The organism is Streptomyces sp. TOM-9 (assembly GCF_056858595.1).
The window spans coordinates 9,504,297-9,520,433 of sequence record NZ_JBXEQB010000001.1 but is presented as its reverse complement, the minus strand read 5'-3'; the positions used below and the strand labels follow the sequence as shown (position 1 = coordinate 9,520,433).

13 protein-coding genes and 1 pseudogene are annotated in these 16,137 nt (G+C 70.2%); 6 read left to right on the top strand and 8 right to left on the bottom strand.

The window, feature by feature from the left end:
• Window positions 1–568: 568 nt before the first annotated feature.
• Window positions 569–892, top strand: a pseudogene (locus AC1VWI_RS43425) (hypothetical protein); the annotation flags it as partial.
• Between the two features lie 38 nt (window positions 893–930).
• On the opposite strand, the gene AC1VWI_RS43420 reads toward AC1VWI_RS43425, so the two are convergent.
• The 3 genes from AC1VWI_RS43420 to AC1VWI_RS43410 form a co-directional block, all read right to left on the bottom strand.
• Window positions 931–2,730, bottom strand: a complete 1,800-nt coding sequence (locus AC1VWI_RS43420) for an SPFH domain-containing protein (protein ID WP_499516540.1) — start codon at window positions 2,728–2,730, stop codon at window positions 931–933.
• A complete protein-coding gene (locus AC1VWI_RS43415; protein ID WP_499517057.1) occupies window positions 2,718–4,142 on the bottom strand; it encodes a TIR domain-containing protein in 1,425 nt (474 codons plus the stop codon). Before AC1VWI_RS43415 ends, AC1VWI_RS43420 begins: the two co-directional genes overlap by 13 nt.
• Window positions 4,143–4,267: 125 nt before the next feature.
• Window positions 4,268–4,813, bottom strand: a complete 546-nt coding sequence (locus AC1VWI_RS43410; protein WP_499516539.1) for a hypothetical protein — start codon at window positions 4,811–4,813, stop codon at window positions 4,268–4,270.
• 525 nt (window positions 4,814–5,338) lie between these two features.
• Between AC1VWI_RS43410 and AC1VWI_RS43405 the strand changes: the two genes are divergently transcribed.
• Together AC1VWI_RS43405 and AC1VWI_RS43400 are read left to right on the top strand one after the other, a co-directional pair.
• Window positions 5,339–5,638, top strand: a complete 300-nt coding sequence (locus tag AC1VWI_RS43405) for a transposase (RefSeq protein WP_499508795.1) — start codon at window positions 5,339–5,341, stop codon at window positions 5,636–5,638.
• Entirely contained in the window at window positions 5,635–6,522 is an 888-nt protein-coding gene (locus tag AC1VWI_RS43400; RefSeq protein ID WP_499508794.1) for an IS3 family transposase, read from the top strand. The genes AC1VWI_RS43405 and AC1VWI_RS43400 overlap by 4 nt, the downstream gene beginning before the upstream one ends.
• A gap of 17 nt (window positions 6,523–6,539) precedes the next feature.
• Here the strand turns inward: AC1VWI_RS43400 and AC1VWI_RS43395 are convergent, their stop codons facing one another.
• Together AC1VWI_RS43395 and AC1VWI_RS43390 are read right to left on the bottom strand one after the other, a co-directional pair.
• Window positions 6,540–7,469 (bottom strand): protein kinase domain-containing protein, encoded by a 930-nt coding sequence (locus AC1VWI_RS43395; RefSeq protein WP_499516538.1) that lies wholly within the window; start codon window positions 7,467–7,469, stop codon window positions 6,540–6,542.
• Between the two features lie 10 nt (window positions 7,470–7,479).
• Window positions 7,480–8,043, bottom strand: coding sequence for a toll/interleukin-1 receptor domain-containing protein (locus AC1VWI_RS43390; protein ID WP_499516537.1), 564 nt, complete (start codon window positions 8,041–8,043; stop codon window positions 7,480–7,482).
• Window positions 8,044–8,987: 944 nt separating this feature from the next.
• Here AC1VWI_RS43390 and AC1VWI_RS43385 point away from each other — a divergent pair.
• Both AC1VWI_RS43385 and AC1VWI_RS43380 read left to right on the top strand, forming a co-directional pair.
• Window positions 8,988–9,560, top strand: coding sequence for a GNAT family N-acetyltransferase (locus AC1VWI_RS43385; RefSeq protein ID WP_499516536.1), 573 nt, complete (start codon window positions 8,988–8,990; stop codon window positions 9,558–9,560).
• Between the two features lie 1,052 nt (window positions 9,561–10,612).
• A complete protein-coding gene (locus AC1VWI_RS43380; protein WP_499516535.1) occupies window positions 10,613–10,939 on the top strand; it encodes a hypothetical protein in 327 nt (108 codons plus the stop codon).
• Here AC1VWI_RS43380 and AC1VWI_RS43375 read toward each other — a convergent pair.
• The 3 genes from AC1VWI_RS43375 to AC1VWI_RS43365 form a co-directional block, all read right to left on the bottom strand.
• Window positions 10,926–12,716, bottom strand: a complete 1,791-nt coding sequence (locus tag AC1VWI_RS43375; protein WP_499516534.1) for a copper resistance CopC/CopD family protein — start codon at window positions 12,714–12,716, stop codon at window positions 10,926–10,928. The two genes, AC1VWI_RS43380 and AC1VWI_RS43375, sit on opposite strands and share 14 nt — an antisense overlap.
• Window positions 12,717–12,735: 19 nt before the next feature.
• On the bottom strand, window positions 12,736–13,494 hold the full coding sequence (locus tag AC1VWI_RS43370; RefSeq protein WP_499516533.1) for a YcnI family copper-binding membrane protein: 759 nt from the start codon (window positions 13,492–13,494) through the stop codon (window positions 12,736–12,738).
• Window positions 13,495–14,216: 722 nt separating this feature from the next.
• Window positions 14,217–15,292 (bottom strand): IS630 family transposase gene (locus AC1VWI_RS43365; RefSeq protein WP_499516532.1). Its coding sequence is split into 2 segments (ribosomal slippage): window positions 14,217–14,843 and window positions 14,846–15,292, totalling 1,074 coding nucleotides; the frame shifts between segments, so codons are not numbered across the junction.
• Window positions 15,293–15,528: 236 nt separating this feature from the next.
• Here AC1VWI_RS43365 and AC1VWI_RS43360 point away from each other — a divergent pair.
• The gene (locus AC1VWI_RS43360) at window positions 15,529–16,131 is read left to right on the top strand and encodes a sigma-70 family RNA polymerase sigma factor (protein WP_499516531.1); all 603 of its coding nucleotides are present in this window, start codon (window positions 15,529–15,531) and stop codon (window positions 16,129–16,131) included.
• Window positions 16,132–16,137 lie beyond the last annotated feature (6 nt).

The following is a 16,137-nucleotide window of genomic DNA, read 5'->3' as shown; positions in this document are numbered from 1 at the left end:
CCACCTCCCCCCGACGCCCCTCGGGCATGCGCCGGGCCCCCGTTGTGCGAGCGGCGGGGGCCTCGCAATGCTCCGCGTCGGGGCGCATCCTGGATATCCGGCCCTGCCCACCGCTTGCGTGCCCCCGGGGCAGGGCTGCGTATCTGCCCGTCCGGCCACGCGAGTGGTCCACGCGGCTGGCCGGACGGGCTCGAAGACGCGGCCCGCCGAAGAACCTCCCCCTCAGTCCTCGACGGGACCGCCCGTCACTCGTGTGCGTCTTTCCGCTTCGAGCGCAGGTCGATTCCGGGCGTCAACTTCGAAACGGCGACCGTGCCATCCCGCGCCAGGCATCGGCGAGCAGCGCATGCGGCCGCTGCCCCTGCTCGCTGGCATGTGCCGAAGGCGCTGGCGTCCGTATCGCTTCGGGATGCGTGTGAGGCGAAACGGCGGGTCACCTTAGTGGTGGCCCGCCGTGCGCCTGTGGAATGCCGCTCTGTCACAACGCTTCGCCGCGGTGCAATTGGAGCGGCACAGCACAGGCGTATGAGGAAGGGCCGCCCCGTGTCGCCAGCGGGGCCCTTGGGCCGTGTCCGCAGAGGTGGCCACAGACAACGGTGCGAGCGTATGCCTGGTCGCGCTGTCTCGCAGTCGACGCGCCGCAGGACCACCGAGGGCCCCTCCCAGAGCCCTATCGCGGCCACCGCTCGTCGATAGCGGTACGACGACCACCCGGCTTGCGTTGTCGAGCGTGCTCCCACCAGGCATCCCCCGCATCCTGGGGCTGCGGCCCCGGCGTCACGGGAGCGGGTGGTGCCGGGTGCGGCACCACGCGCTGTGCCCCGCATCTCCAGTGGGCAACCGCAGCCCGTTGCTGGAGGGGATGTGCCGGGCCCTCGCGCTGAACTCCCACCGCCTGCAAGATGCGGGCCTCTTCACACCCCGGCTTGCTCAGGGTTCCAGGGGATCACCGTGGAAGGTGCTGTCGGTGTCCTTGGTGAGCCTGGGCCGTGAGGTGCCCGGGCCGATCTGCTGGTCCCCGCGCAGTTCCCGCAGCCGCGCCAGCAGGTCCTGCATGGCGGTCATCGGCAGCGCCTGGACATACGCGGAGATGTCACCACCGCCGATGTAGTCCGGAACGTCGAACTTCGCGAACTCGCGGACGATACGGATCATCGCGGCGTTCTCCGGCCCCAGCAACGCCACCTCGGCCTTCAGGTCCAGGGCTACACGCCGGAACTCCTTTTGCGCCTCGTATTCGTCGATCATGTCCTTGAGCTTGGCGTTCTCGACTTCCACCTCCAGCCTGTCGCCCTGCATCTCGGCGGCGAACTGCTCCTTGAACGCCGCATGCAACGAGGGGTCGTCCGGCATGAAGTTGCCCAGCCTGGTGTCGAGCACCTCCACGCCCCACTTCTCCAGGGCGTGCTTGACCTTGTCGGTGAGGTCCTTGCGGGTGTCGTGGTAGCGGTTGAGGAACTCGCGGACCGAGCTGGTCGTGGCGATCTCGGCGAAGTAGGCGGCCACGGTGACGCCGAGGACGTCGCGCACGAAACGCTGCATCGGTTTCGGGTCGTCGACCAGGCCGCCCAGCCCCTGGGTGCGGACGCCGCCGAACTGGCTGACGAGCTGGGGCGCGACGCTCCGCGGGATCCGCAGGTTCTGGGACATCTCCACGTGCAGGCTGTAGCCCTGCACGTTGACGGTGATCTGCCCGAGGTTGGCATCGTAGTTGGCGCCCTCGCCGGTCTGCTTCTTGTGCCATTTCAGGATCAGCACGCGGGTCGGGATCAGCATCACCCGTGCGAACCAGGGATTGAGCGCGTAGCTGGTGCCCTCGCCGAGGGTCTCCTCCTGTACTCCCCTGCAGCCGGCGTTGGCCAGGAACACCCAGGGCAGGCGGAAGCTGCGGTGCCCGTTGACCCAGGGGGCGACGGTGGTGGTTGCGTCCCGTGCGGGTTCGGCGCCGTCCAGGGTGACCACCACGCCTGTGTAGCCCTCTTCGATCGAGACCTCCTTCAGGTGGGCCTGGGTCAGCCCGTCCCGTGAGGCTGCGACGTTGTCGACGGTGATGACCTCGAACAGTTCCGGATTGATGTCGTAGTAGGCCCCGCCGCCCAGGACCGCCAGCTGTCTTCCCTGCTGGCCGCCGCCGAGCAGGAACGCCTGGCCGTCCTGGTAGTTGTCGCACTCCACGTGGCGGCCGAATCTCTGGTCCGCGGGCCTGACCTTGCCTTCTTTCGCCTGGACCGCACCGACGGTGCCCGGCGGCACATAGGTGCGCGGCATCATCCGGACGGTGAACAGCCGGGTGTTGATGTAGTACGACTGGCCGCCGGAAAGGACGGCCAACTGGACGCCCTGCTCGCCCCCCGCGAGGAGGAACGCCTGGCCGTCCTGGAAGCTGTCGCATTCCACATGGCGGGCCAGCGCGCGTCCGCCCGTGCGGGTGCGGCCTTCGGTGGCCGAGACCAGGCCGATCATGCCGACCGGAACGTGTACCCGGGGCACGTACTCCACCGAGTGGACGATCGGGGTCAGCCAATGGAATCCGCTGGGCAGCAGGGTGCGTGCGTGCACGCCCCGTGCGCCGGTCGGGTTGATCTGCTTGAACGCAGGGTCCGGGTGCGTCGGGCCGAATCGACGGGTGATGATGCCGACGTGGCCCGACGGCACCACGACACGCCCGGCCCAGCCCACCCAGGCGGCGGCTGCGGCCAGCACGACAAGAAGGGCTATCACGATCTCCATGGGGCGGCCTTCCCCTCTCGCAGCCGCGCGTGGACAGCCAGCACGGTCGCACTCCAACGGTCGTACCAGTCCGGGTGGTTGTGCTGATGCGGGTCGCGCAACGTCGGAAAGAAGCCGGACCGCCTGCCCGGACCGGCCTGCCGCACGAAGTCGCTGTACAGCCTGGGCACCGGGTCCTCAGGCGCGGCACGCCACCCCAGCGCCGCGCTCAGGTCGGCAAAGCGCGGACCGCGCCGCCCGGCGGCGGGTACCAAGGCCAGCTGCCGCCCAAATCCCTGCCGGCCGTGGCAGTGGCCGGCCCACACCGCGTCGATACCGGCCAGCAGCTCCAACGGCACAGCTGCGGCGTGGCGTTCGCTGAGCCAGCCCTGGGTGAGCCGACCCGCCTCCTCCATGACCAGCCGCGTGGTCAGCAGGTCGGCGTGCTCGTACTCGTCCTCGGCGAGATGAGCACGCAGCAGCTCCAGCGCGGCCGAAGCCGACACACGCACCACCGGGGGCGCCGGGCTGCCGGCACCCGCCGGGCGCGGGTCGGGCAGTCGGACCGGGCGGCCGGCGGCCACGTCCTTGCCGATGGTGCGCAGCACGCCGAGTTCCGCATCGTCCAGCAGCCCGCCGTGGCGGACGTCCACGTGCCAGGTCGCGGCGAGATGGTAGTTGACCTTGCCGTGCAGCAGAACGGGAACGAACGGGCGGGCATGCACCTGGCCTTCCAGGATCATGCGGGTGATGTCGTCGGAGTCCTGGGACTCCGGGCTCATCACGACGATCACCGCCACGGCGTACCGCAGCTGCTGCCGGATCGTCCAGAAGTGCGCGTCCCCCGGGCGCAGGTCACCGACCGACCACACCCGCAGCCCCGCCGCTCTCAGCTGCCCGGCCAGCAGCCGGCCGTACTCTGCGTCGGCGGGCGCGTAGCACACCACGAACGCGGGCCGTTCCGGCGCAGTGACCGGCCTGGGCGCAGCGGTTTGAGCGGCCGCGAGATTGTCGCCGGGACCCGGGCTGCCTGCGGGGATAGGGCGGCCCGCGACGACAGCCGCGAGTTCGGCGACCTTCTCACCGAACTCCCGGCCGGTCACCCCGCTGAAGTCACGCCACACCCGGTTGGCGGCGAACGCAGGCGGCTGCGCCTGCTCGAGCAGCACCGGGATGAACCGCAGGCCGCGCCGGGCAGAGGCGGTGGCCAGCGCCGCGTACTCCTCCATCGCCCGCGGGGAGCGTGCCGATGCCGGGCTGATCACGGCGATACCGTGCGCGGCGGTAAGGAGAGCGGCGTCCACCTTGTGGACCACGACGTCGCCCGGTTCGATGCTCCACTGGTCGAAGAACAGCGACACACCGTGTCCGGCCAGGTGTTCGGCCAGCATCCGGGCCCAGGCGGCGTCCTCAGTGGCATAGGAGAGGAACACATCGTTCAACCCGCCGGACCTCCAGGGTGAGCGGTGGCACGGGCCGTTACGTTCCAGCCGGACCACGATAAGGCCGGAATGCGCCATTCCACCCCGCTTGTTGCACAATCAACCCGACCGTGCGATCAGCGAGTAATGACGAAGCCCTGCCGCCCGGGGCCGTTGTCCAGGTAAACCGATCCGGAACTGTATTCGACCACGTGCACGTCAAACCGGGTGCCCGGGAACTGGCCGTAGAACTCCTGGTCGGGGATGGAAAACCTCACCCGGAAACAGCCGCGACTGTCGGTCGGCACGGTCCCGACCACGTCGGTGTGGAAGTACACCTTGGCCTTGCCGTCAGCCACCACGCCGGATCCGGTGAGGGTGATCCTGGTATGGATGTCGCCCCGTGACGGAGACAGCGACAGCCGGCGCTCGGCAGGGCAGACACCTACACGCGCCGTCGACAGCGGAATCGCGGGCCGGGACGACGGCCCCGACAAAGGCCCGGACAAAGGACTCGACGAACGCCCGCGCGAAGGACTCAACGAAGGCTTGGCCGAAGGCCCGAACGAGGGACTGGACGAGGACGGGCCCCCCGGTGCGAGCCCGAAAAGCCCGCCGTCGCCACTCAGCAGCACCGAGCCGGCATACAGGATCACCCCCACCCCCACCCCCAGCACGACCATCCTGACAATGAGCCTCACCACCCACGGCAACCGGCGCCGCCGGACGACCGGGGCCGCGGCCGGCCAGGACCGAGGTGGAAGCCGGGGCCCGGGCCGGGACAAGGGCTGGTCCTGCGGCCCGAACAAAGACTGGGCCAGGTCCTGAGGCAAGGACCGGAGCAACACCTCGGCCAGGTTCTGAGGCCGAAACAGAGACCGGGGCCAGTCCTCGGGCCGGAACAGAGACTGAGGCCAGTCCTCGGGCACATCCCTGGGCCACGCTTGGGGCCGGGACTGAGCCTGGGGCTGGGATTGAGCCTGGGGCTGGGGCCGGGGATGCGGCTGGGGTTGGGGCCGCGAGTGGGGTTGGTCGCCCGGCCGGGGCTGGGGGCCCGGCCGCGGCTGGGGCCGGGGCGTCGGCCGGGGCGCTGGAGCGGAACGGGCAGGAGAAGGAGAGGTGCGTCCCGCGCCCGCCAACTGAAGCTTCCCCTCGATCGTGGACACCTGGAGACTGGGATCTTGAGGTTCCAGAGGAAGTAGCACCAGGTGGGAAGTAAGTACACGAAGCGTTACACCGAGGAGTTCAAGCGGGATGCGATCGCGCTCGTTGATTCCTCGGGCAAGACGGTCACTGCCGTCGCTCGGGAACTCGGCATCAGCTCCGAGTCCCTGCGCGGCTGGTACCGCCGGGCGAAGGCAGACCAGGGCGAGGGCAAGTCCGGTGAGCTGACCAGCGCCGAGCGCGAGGAGCTCAAGCGGCTGCGCAAGGAGGTCCGCGAACAGCAGCAGACGATCGAGATCCTGAAAAAAGCGACGGCCTTCTTCGCGAAGGAGAACGACCGGTGAGCGAGCTGTACCGGTTTATCCACACGGAGAAGGCGAACTATCCGATCATTCTGCTGTGCCGGGTGCTGAAGGTCGCCCGGTCCTCCTACTACGCCTGGTGCGAGGGCGAGGCCGCCCGCCGTGCCAAGCGGGCCGCCGACGACGCACTCGCACACGAGATCACCGTGGTGCACATCGCTTCCCGGCACACCTACGGCGTCCCGCGCATCCACGCCGAACTGCGCCGCCTGGGCCGACGGGTGAACCGCAAGCGCGTCGCCCGCGTGATGCGTGAACGCGACATCCGCGGCGTCACCCGGCGCAGACGGCGTTCGCTGACCCGGCCGGACGCGAAAGCGAAGCCGGCCCCGGACCTGATCGGCCGCGACTTTCATGCCGAACGCCCCGGGACCAAGCTGGTCGGCGACATCACTTACCTGCCCACCGCCGAGGGCTGGCTCTACCTCGCCTGCTGGCTGGACCTGGCCACCCGCGAAGTCGTCGGCTACGCCATGGCCGACCACCACCGCGCCGAGCTGGTGGTCGACGCTCTCGACATGGCGCACGGCCGAGGCGGACTCGAGCCCGGCTGCGTGGTCCACAGCGATCGCGGCAGCGAATACACCTCGACCCAATTCCGTGAGCGCATAGGGAGGTTGGGGCTGCGGCAGAGCTGCGGACGCACCGGATCATGCTTCGACAACGCCGCCGCGGAGAGCTTCTGGGCCCTGCTCAAGGAAGAGATCGGCACCCGCACCTGGCCCGACCGGGCCACCGCCCGCGCCGAGGTCTTCTCCTTCATCGAGACCTTCTACAACCGCCGCCGCCTACGCAAGCACCGCACGTTCGGCTACCTCACCCCGGCCGAGACCAGGCAACGTCAGCAGCACACGCTCGCGGCATAACGATCACGTGTCCGAGATCACGGGGAAACTTCAAACAGAGCCGGCGCCGGCGTGAGTGTTTCTCCCAGCAAGGGCGCAGCCAGGTTCCGCAGCACAGCCGTGCCGCGCGCGTCCCAGTTCGGTCCCAGTTCCCTGGCCGCCACGCGCTCCACCGCGATCGCCAGCCTCCCGGCGTCGGGGCGCAGCGCGGGATTCTTCGTCAGCCCGTCGGCGAGCAGCGGGCGCAGCGGCCCGGGGATCGCCGTCATCGGGACCGGTGCCGTGGTGTGCCCCGCCATCACACTGAACAACTGGACCGCGGGAAAAGGAAGGTCACCCGTCAGGCACGTGTGGAACACACAGGCCGCCGCGTACACGTCGGCCGCCGCGGTCGCGGCACCGTCGCCACGCCACAGCTCCGGCGCGCGCACTCCCGGCGCGCCTTCCGTCAGCGCGGCGAGCCCGAAACCGGACACCGACACTGCCGCGGCACCACCGACCAGCACCTTGGCCGGCCGTAGATCCCCGTGGACCAGCCCATGGCCACTCGCAGCGGCCAGCGCCCACAGCATGCGATGGAACACCACCAGCGCAGCCGGAGCACGCAACCTCCCGTGCGCCTCCAGCACCCGCGACAGAGCCACGCCCTCGACCGCGTCGCTCACCAGCGCGCCACCAACCGCCCCGACAGACCGGCTGTACGCGGACACCAGCCCCTTGGCCTGAACATACCGGCGCAGCCGCACCACCTCAGGCACATCAATCCCGGCAAGGCGCCCGACGTCCGCCCGGAACGCCTCGCCACGCTGCCGATGGATCAGCAGCCGGGCCGGCACATACCGCACGATCACCAGGCCGCCGCCCTCACCGTCCACCCGCGCCAGCACCGTCCGCCCGCACCGCCCCTGGTGCAATTCCCGCACCTCGGTGCTGCCCGGCAACTGCCACGGCCGGGTCACCATCGCCATCGGCATCCGCTCACGCACCCGTCCGCGACCGCTGCCTGCGCACAATCCCCACCAAACGGGAAACTTCAGCGTCATAACGCGGCCCACCGGGCTCACTCAGATCCAGCGGCTCACGGATCGCGGCGAACTGCGGCAACGCCACATCCCCGGTCCGGGCCGGCACGAACCGGAACCCACCGCCGTGCACCCGCTGCAGAAGCGCCGCGTACTCGTCCCTGATCCGCAGGTCGGCCATGGTGGCATCACTGAACAGCAGCACCCCGAACGTCGCACCCGCCAAAGCCCGCTCGGACTCCAGATACGACACCAGCCCCGGCTCCACCCAGCGCACCAGAAACACCCGAATACCGGCCCCTTGCAGGCACCCCGCCAGCCGCTCCGCCTCCTCCACGTCCGGCGCGGCATACGACACGAACACCTCGTAGGCATCCCCGCCCTCAGCCGCCACCAGCCGACCCCCCTCGCCACCACGCCGCCGCCGGATCCGACCCCTCACCCCGACATAGCCGAAATACGCCGACACCACCGCAATGATCAGGCCAACAACACCGATCGCCAGTTCCACCCCCGCCATGAGCCTATTTTAGGGAAATTGACCACAAAAATAAGAGGTTTGGCAGGGCAGCCCGGCAGGCGCCATCAGCAGGCGCTGACCTCGCATTCCCGCACCGCAAGCAACCGACAGGCGATCCGGCCGACACACCCGCGCCCAGCGCCCGGCAGGCAGGGCCGATTCTCCATCGTGGTGATCTTGCCGGGTACCGGACGCAGGATGCCCAGGAGCTTGAATGGGTCAGTGAAGGACTCAAAACCTCACCAAGACCCACGGCACCGTTGTGGTGGCCTCCGGTGACACTACCGACCCTGGCTAGGGCTGCCGGAGGGGTCGATCGATGAGCCCGAACCGCAAGGACGGGCGAGCACTGCCCGTCCTCGCGTTGAGACCCCGCCTCCCGCCAAAGGGACCGGCCGGGATCCGGCCGTGCCGGTCTCTGCGGCTGTGCCGCAGAGACGGAAGAGAACGGGCGGGTGACGAGGGGGGAGGGGCGGTCGTAGGGCGTGACCGGGGCGGGCTTGCGGTGCTGCGGGAGAAGGACTTGGTGCGCGCGGGGCTGGATGTCGCAGGGCTGCGGCGAATCACCGTGCCGTTGGGCCGTGCCGGGGGCGGCAAGTGGCACGTGCCCGCGACAGGGACGGGGTGGCGGGGTGCATTGCCGGTACGCGGAGCATCTGACCGGAAGTCCGCAGGTACTGCTGGACGCGCGGGAGCAGGTGTGCCAGCACTGCATCGGCCTGGTGAAGTGAACGGCGTACCTCCATCCGTCCGGAGTCCGGTACAGGACGAGACTGGTCAACGTCCCCCGGGGGCGCCACGGCCGCCGCCTACTCGCCATGCCGGCGAGGGACTGCGCACTCGCCGCCCGTGCGGCGCGTTCGGCGTCACCGGGACGTACGCGGCCCCGACCGTCCGGGTAAACGGATGGTCGAGGGCGAGCGTGACGCGACAGGATGCTCCGCATGACATTGCCCACCCCCGAGCTGCACACCGCTCGCCTGCGACTGCGGCCGTTCACCGACGCCGACGCGGCGCCGCTCTACGCGCTGCACAGCAGCACCCACGTGCTGCGTTACTGGGACTCAGCGCCGTGGACCGAACCGGCCCGCGCCCAGCGCTTCATCGCGACCTGCCGGACGATCGAGGAGGAAGGCACGGGAGCGCGGGTGGCCGTCGACCGCGTCTGCGACGGTGCGTTCATCGGCTGGTGCGGCCTGACCAGATGGAACCCGGACTTCCGCAGCGCGTCCCTTGGCTACGTCTTCGGCGCCGCCGCGTGGGGCCACGGCTACGCCACGGAGACCGCGCACGCCGTCCTGCAGTGGGCGTTCGACACCCTGGACCTGAACCGCGTCCAGGCCGAGACCGACACCCGCAACTTGGCGTCCGCCCGGGTCCTGGAGAAACTCGGCTTCGTCCGCGAAGGCACCCTCCGCGAGGACTGCGTCGTCAACGGCGACGTCTCCAACTCCTGGGTCTTCGGCCTCCTCCGCCGCGAGTGGCACCCGACGAGCACGCCGACGGCCGGCCGATAGGACCGAGACGCGCCGGCTTTTCAGTCCACAACCTCCACCGAGGTCACCGTGACTCGCTCCGGCGAGCTCAACGTCTTGGCTTGCCCCACCCCACCGATCCCGACCATCCGCACCGCTGGAGCATGGAGCGGCAACATTCTCATCTGCGTACTCGGGTGCTGTCGCTTCTCGTGAACATCGAACACGCTACGGCCCGGGTGCCTTCCGAAGCACTGAACAACTGCTGTCGTCACCGGTGAACCTAGCCACCACGCACCTCTGGCACTGTTCGCCCGTATCCCCGGGCAACTGCCCCGGCCCCGCATGGACAGGGCAATGTCCAAACCGGCGTCTCTGCTTCGGCGTTACCACTGGGCCGGTGCCCGGGGAAGTCGCGACCGATCTGGGGTGCACCGGCTGTCCACCAAGGTGTGGGGCGGCCCGATCATCCGCCGCAACCGCACGAAATCATGGCGGGGCGCAAAGTCGGGTCGCGTCCGGGTGCCACCGCTGCGGCGGCTGACGGGTGCCTTGGGCTGAGGTCTTCCACCGAGCCGGGGTACTCCTACGGGCGCGACGGGCTGGTGATGCGGGTCCTGGTGGCTCAGGACGCTCCCCGGCACACGCTTGGGGCGTCCGGTGGCGCCGCCGGGCGCGTTGCGGACAAGCTCAGCCGCGGAAAAGGGGCGGGCCGCGCGCCGGGACGGCACGCCCGCGGCCGCCCGGCGGGACAGTCGGGCAATCTCCCGTCCAACCCCTTGGCACGTATCCGGGCCGCGCAGCCACATAGCCCACAGCCGGTGCGAACGTCTGTGCAGATTCGCCGCACCCGGCGGCCAAGCCCTGCCGTCTGCGCTCCCCCGCAGACGGCAGGTCTTCCCTTCGACGACCCAAGTGTTCCGCCAGACGCTGCCGACAGCGTTGCGGGCCGAGGAGGATGCGTGACCCATTCCCGTCCCCTGTATCCAGGCGGCTTTGTGCCACACCAGCCTGCTGCTCACACTGCCCCAGGACCGCAGCCACCCAACCAGGTACAGGACGGTAGCTTCGCGACCACCCACTCCCCCAGCACCGTGACCGGGCCCGCCTCCCCGAGCGGCTCCCCATCCCCCAAGCCGGAACCGACCCGGTCACACCTCGAGAAGTTACTGCTGGGCGCCACCGTCACAGCGGGCATCGCCCTCGGCGCACTCGGCGTGACCTCTTCCTACCAGGCGCTGCTGAACAAGGCTGCCGCCTCACCCGCAGCAGGAGGATGGGGGTGGGGCGCCCACCCGTGGATGCTGCCCATCGGCCTGGACTTCGTGCGCCGGGTCCGTGACGAGATCAGGGCCCCCGTGGAGAACCTCATCGCCGAGATCGGTCTGCGCCACGCGGACCTGGGCCTCAGCCGATCCTGACCCGGCCGCGCACCGTGATCTGATCGATCTCCGACGTCCGCACGGTCACCGCCAGGGCCCAGGTGCCGGATACCGGCACCTGGAAACCCGAGGTGGTCCAGCGGCCCGCGGACAGCCGGCGCACCGGCACCCACAGCGGACCGATCCCCTGGGCTTTCAGGGTCAGCGCGACCTGCACCTCGGGGACGTCAAGCATGTCGCCGCCGGGCCGGGTGACCGACACGTTCACCGCGTTCGCACCGCTGCGGCCGGGATCCACCACGGCGGTCACGGTGCCCCGGCCACGTGTGCCGTGCGTGTCGAACGGCAGCTCCACGGCCGGGGGCGCGGCCGCCGCGGACTCCTGGGTGCGGGCTGGTTCGGTGGAGGTGAGGACCGCGGTGATGGCGAGTATGCACACGCCGACCAGGGTCTCGGCCGCTACCCAGCGGCGCAGCGCAGGCCGTGCCGGGGTGGTGGCCGGGGGTGTCTGCGGGTTCTCCTGGCCGGTGGCCGGGCGGGGTGCTACGGCGCGGGCGGGGACGGCCTGGGTCACCCGTGGCGGGGCGGTCGCGGTCCGGGGAGCCACGGCGGCCCGGGCGAGGCGGCCGATGAAACGCCGCGAGAAGAACGCCAGGCCCAACAGCAGCCCCACGGCGGCCACCTTGGCCGTCAGCAACTGCCCGTAGCGGGTGTCGGTCAGGGCGGTCAGGGTGCCCACTTGCCGCCAGGACTGGTAGATGCCGGTGGCCACCAGGACGGTGACGCTGGTGAACGCCAGCCGTGAGAACCGGGCCACCGACCGGGCGGGCAGCTCGGGGCTGGTGAACAGAGCCAGCGTCAGCAGGGTCAGGCCGCCCAGCCAGACCGCGGCGGCGAGCAGGTGCACCACGTCGACCGGCATGGCCACTGCGGACTGCAGTCCGACCGAGGCGTGTTCCGCGGCCGCCCAGGTCGTGGCCAGCGCCGCGGCCACAGCGGCCGCCGCCGTAAGCAGTGCCCGCCTGCGCCCCGCCGGCAGCGGCCCGCTTCTGCGCCACCTGGCCCAGGCCGCTGCGCAGGCGGCCAGCAGCACCAGGCGCGCCCCCAGCATCACGCCGGCTTTGGTCTGCGCGGCCTCGGTCAGCCGGGAGAGGTCGGCGACGTCGCCGAAGCGGCCGGAGCCGGTGTAGGCGCCCCGCAGGAGGAGCAGCGCAGCGGTGCTGGCGGTCACCAGGGCCCATCCGGTGATGACGGCGCGGCGCAGGGGGCGTCTGCTGAGTCCGAACGGCCAGCACAGCAGCAGGAAGCCGGTGCCGCCGACGAGGAGCAGCAGTCCGGCGTAGGCGCCGAAGCGGCCGGCCAGGTAGGCGTGTGCGACCGGTCCGGAGTCGGCGCTGTCGGTGTCGGCGGCGGACACCGAGGTGGTGGAGGGTGCGCCGATGGAGAAGGTGTACGCACCGGCCACGGGATGGCTGTCGGCGGAGACCACGTGGTAGGCGACGGTGTAGGTGCCGTGGGCCGGTGTCGTGGGCAGGCCGACGGCGTAGGCGGTGCCGCCCTGTGCGGTGGGGTGGGCGTCGTCGACGCGTTTGCCGGTGGGGTCCAGGACACGGATGGCATCGCTGTTCAGGGCGATCTTCTCGGAGAAGACCAGGACGACCCGGGTGGGTGGCCGGGCGGTCACCGCTCCTTGCTCGGGCGTGCTGTGTGTCAGTGCGGCGTGCGCGCCGGCCGGAGCGGTGGTGCCCAGCAGCAGGCCGATGGCAGCCAGGAGCAGCAGGGCCCAGCTGCGCAGGCGTGGAGCGGTGACCGTCATCGGTACTCCCTCAGCCTGGTCAGGCGCGGCTGCTGCGGGGGCGGCCTGCGAGGGCGGCGAACGGGATTCCGGCGGCGAATACGACCAGGCCCGCGATGCCCAGGCCACGGGCCGTGCCGTCGGTGGTGTCACCTGCTGTGGGTGCCGTGTTCTTATCGGCGTTGCCGGTTTGGCCGGTGTCGGGGTCCTTGGTGGCCGATGCCTGGTCGGCGGCGTCGTCTTGGTGGTGGTCGTCCTGCGTGGCGGCGGCCAGTTGCAGGGTCGGGGCGGGATGCTCCGGCTCCTCCTGGCCCTCGGCCTGCGGCTCGATCCACCGCACGACCTCCTTGTTGCTGTAGGTCTGCAGGGCCTTGAACACCAACTGGTCAGTTTTCTTGGGTAGTTGCCCCAGCGACAGGGGGAACTTCTGGAAGGAGCCGGGCGCGATGCCCTTGCCGGTGGCGGTCCAGGTCACCTTGGTGACCGCCTCGCTGATGCTCTGGCCGTGCAGTGCCAGCGGCTTGTCCGGCTTGGACTTGGTGATCTTGATGTCCCAGCCCGTGATCGCCTGCGGCTGGACCGACGCCAGCGGGTGATCGGCGGGGAGGACGACCTCGAGCTTGGTGGTGGAGGCGTTGTCCCGCTCGTTGGGGACCTTGAAGTTCACCGTGGCGTAACCGCCCTTGGTGGCCGGGCTCTGCGGCTGGACGGAGACGTGGGCGAAGGCGGGCGTCGAGGCGAGGACGATGCCGGCGGCCGCGGCAGCCGTGGCGATGCCGATACGGAAGGAAGAACGCATGACAGAACTCCGGTGGTGGAGGGCCCCGCGCGCGGCACGGTGGCGGCGCGTGGGGGGACCGCAGGGGTGTGGGGTGGTCGGCGCGGGGCGTGGTGATCGACGCGGTCCGGCCGGTACTGGGGTGCGGCCGACGGGGCGTCAGGCGTGGGCGGCCATCTCGGCCGGAGGTCCGCGGCGTGTCACCGCGTGCGTCGGCGACACCGGCATCCTGCTCGCGGGGTCCGGCGTCCGGGGTCCGTCAGGAGGGCGGGCAGCACAGCAGCCGCGCCATCGCTCCCTGGCAGCAGCCTCCTGGCCGGGTCCGGCACAGCAGGGTGATCATCCGCCGCCTGTTCGTCGAAGGCAACCAGTGCACCCTCCACTGGGACTGCAGCCCCCACCCCGAAGACCTCTACACCACGCTCACCCACGCCGTCATCGGGCTTGCCGGTGCCCAGGGCCGTTCGACCCACGACGGCTGGATCTTGCAGGACGCAGGCATCCCAGAGGGGTGTGTCACATCAGGCCGACGGCGTTGCCGAGCACGGCGGACGTGGCGTGCGCCGGTGGCTGGACGCCGGCGCGTGGGTTGCGACGGCGTCGCCGCTGTACGTGATGACAAGGGGGCCCGGTAGGACGCGGGCGGCACATCCGCCGTGCTGGTCGAGCGCGTCGTGGGGCCGCAGCACGAGGTCGTATCGCATGCGCACGGGCCGCACGGTGCGGGAGGCCTCTACTGAGGATTAATGCGTGATGTCGCCGGGGTTTGTGGCGAGGCCGGTGCCGATGAGGCAGCCGGTGATGATGGTGGGCCGGTACTGGATCTGGCGTAGGCCCCGGCGGACTGCGCTGACCAGGTGCGTGTAGTCGGTGAAGGCGATGTTGGCCAGGCTGGTGCGCCGCAGGCTGGACCAGATCCCCTCCACGGGGTTGAGGTCCGGTGCATAGGCCGGCAACTGGAACACCGTGAGCCACTCCCGGGCCGTGGCCCAGGCGCGCATCGCGCGACTGAGGTGCAGGCCGACGTTGTCCCAGACCAGCACGATCGGCCCGCCGAGCTTGGTGTGGGCGGCGGTGAGCAGGTCTCGTAAGTCCTTCCAGGAGAAGCCCTTGCGGCCGTCGACCCGCCGGTCACCGGTGTGCCGGAAGACCAACCGCGGCCGCTCGCCGGGCTTGTAGCAGCACAGAGCGGCCACTGACAGGTGCCGCCTGCTGCCGCCGTTGACCCGGATCACCGGGGTAACACCTGTGGGGGACCATGTGCGGGCGATGTGCGGCGTCATCGAGAACCCGGCCTCGTCGGCGAAGACGGTCCAGGCCCCGAGCGCCGCCGCGGTAGTTCCACGGCCGGCCAGGTCTCCTTCACCCACGTCGCAACCGCCTCATCGTCGCGCTGCACCGCCCTGCGAGCCGGGACCTGGGGCGACCAGCCGCGCCGGTGCAGCAACAGACACACCCCGGGCACGGTGTAGCTCTTGTGGAACATCCGCCCGATCAGCGTCCTAATCCGCGCGAGCGTCCAGCGCTCGTCAGACCAGCCGTGCGCCACCGCCCCCAACGCCAAAGCCGCCTCCAGCTTCACGAACAACTCGTCGCTGAGCTTGGGCAAGGACGCCGGCCCCTTCGAGACCAGGCCCGCCTCACCCCACTCAGCCCACTCACGCCGCCAGCGCTGCACCGAACGCACATGCACCCGCAGCACCCTCGCCACCTCGGCGTTGTCGCAACCGGCCGCGAACATCTCACCCGCGTCCAGACGGATCTGCTCGCGAAATGCCCTCCGCTCGGCAGTCAGCCCGCCACCCTGCGCGTACCTCATGACCGTGGTGTACCGCGACGATCACGACCTGTCAGCACCCCACGACATCACGCATTACAAGTCAGTAGGGGCGGCGAAATCTTCTCGGTCATCTCGGCTCGCTTCTCGTGGGACGGGAGGGGGATCCCGGCGATCGGTACTTATCAGGCTTCACGGGCGCCGGGGGCTGCACGGTTCGACACGTAAGCACCTTTTGTGGAATTTTGCAGATTTGCGCGATATGGGATCATTGCCTTATGCCGTGGCGTCTTCCGAAACGCGATCCGACGAGTCAGCCGGATCGCCCCGGGAATCGCGTCTCCGACAGGGGGACCATTTCCTACGCGGACGAGGAACTGCTCCGCACGCTGTACGCCGAGCATGCCGGGCCGCTGTTCCACTTCGTTCTGCGACTGACCTCGGGAGACTGGCAATGGGCCGAGGACGTGGTGCAGGAGACACTGCTGCGGGCCTGGCAGCATCCCGCGGCGTTCGACCCCGAACGCGGTCCGGCCCGGGCGTGGCTGTGTACGGTCGCCCGGCATCTGGTCGTCGACGCCCACCGGGCCCGCAAGGCCAGGCCGACCGAGGTCGACGGCGAGGTACTGGAACAGGTCGCGGAGCGGACGGCCGGGGAAGACGAGATCGAGCAGGCGCTGCAGAGCTGGGCGGTGGCCGACGCCATCCGGACCCTGTCCCCGGAGCACCGGGCCGTGCTGCTGGAGACGTACTACAGGGGCCGGACGATGGTCGAGGCGGCGAAGGTGCTCGGCCTTCCGGTGGGCACCGTGAAGTCGCGGACGTACTACGCCTTGAAGGCGCTGCGGCTGGCGCTGCAGGAACGGGGTATCGAGCCGTGACAGCGG

What these genes read in the sequence shown, in the direction of transcription:
- AC1VWI_RS43420 (WP_499516540.1), bottom strand. Translation starts at nt 2,730, where the DNA reads ATGGAGATCGTGATAGCCCTTCTTGTCGTGCTGGCCGCAGCCGCCGCC.
- AC1VWI_RS43410 (WP_499516539.1), bottom strand. Translation starts at nt 4,813, where the DNA reads ATGGTCGTGCTGGGGGTGGGGGTGGGGGTGATCCTGTATGCCGGCTCG.
- AC1VWI_RS43395 (WP_499516538.1), bottom strand. Translation starts at nt 7,469, where the DNA reads ATGGCGATGGTGACCCGGCCGTGGCAGTTGCCGGGCAGCACCGAGGTG.
- AC1VWI_RS43390 (WP_499516537.1), bottom strand. Translation starts at nt 8,043, where the DNA reads ATGGCGGGGGTGGAACTGGCGATCGGTGTTGTTGGCCTGATCATTGCG.
- AC1VWI_RS43385 (WP_499516536.1), top strand. Translation starts at nt 8,988, where the DNA reads ATGACATTGCCCACCCCCGAGCTGCACACCGCTCGCCTGCGACTGCGG.
- AC1VWI_RS43375 (WP_499516534.1), bottom strand. Translation starts at nt 12,716, where the DNA reads ATGACGGTCACCGCTCCACGCCTGCGCAGCTGGGCCCTGCTGCTCCTG.
- AC1VWI_RS43370 (WP_499516533.1), bottom strand. Translation starts at nt 13,494, where the DNA reads ATGCGTTCTTCCTTCCGTATCGGCATCGCCACGGCTGCCGCGGCCGCC.
- AC1VWI_RS43360 (WP_499516531.1), top strand. Translation starts at nt 15,529, where the DNA reads ATGCCGTGGCGTCTTCCGAAACGCGATCCGACGAGTCAGCCGGATCGC.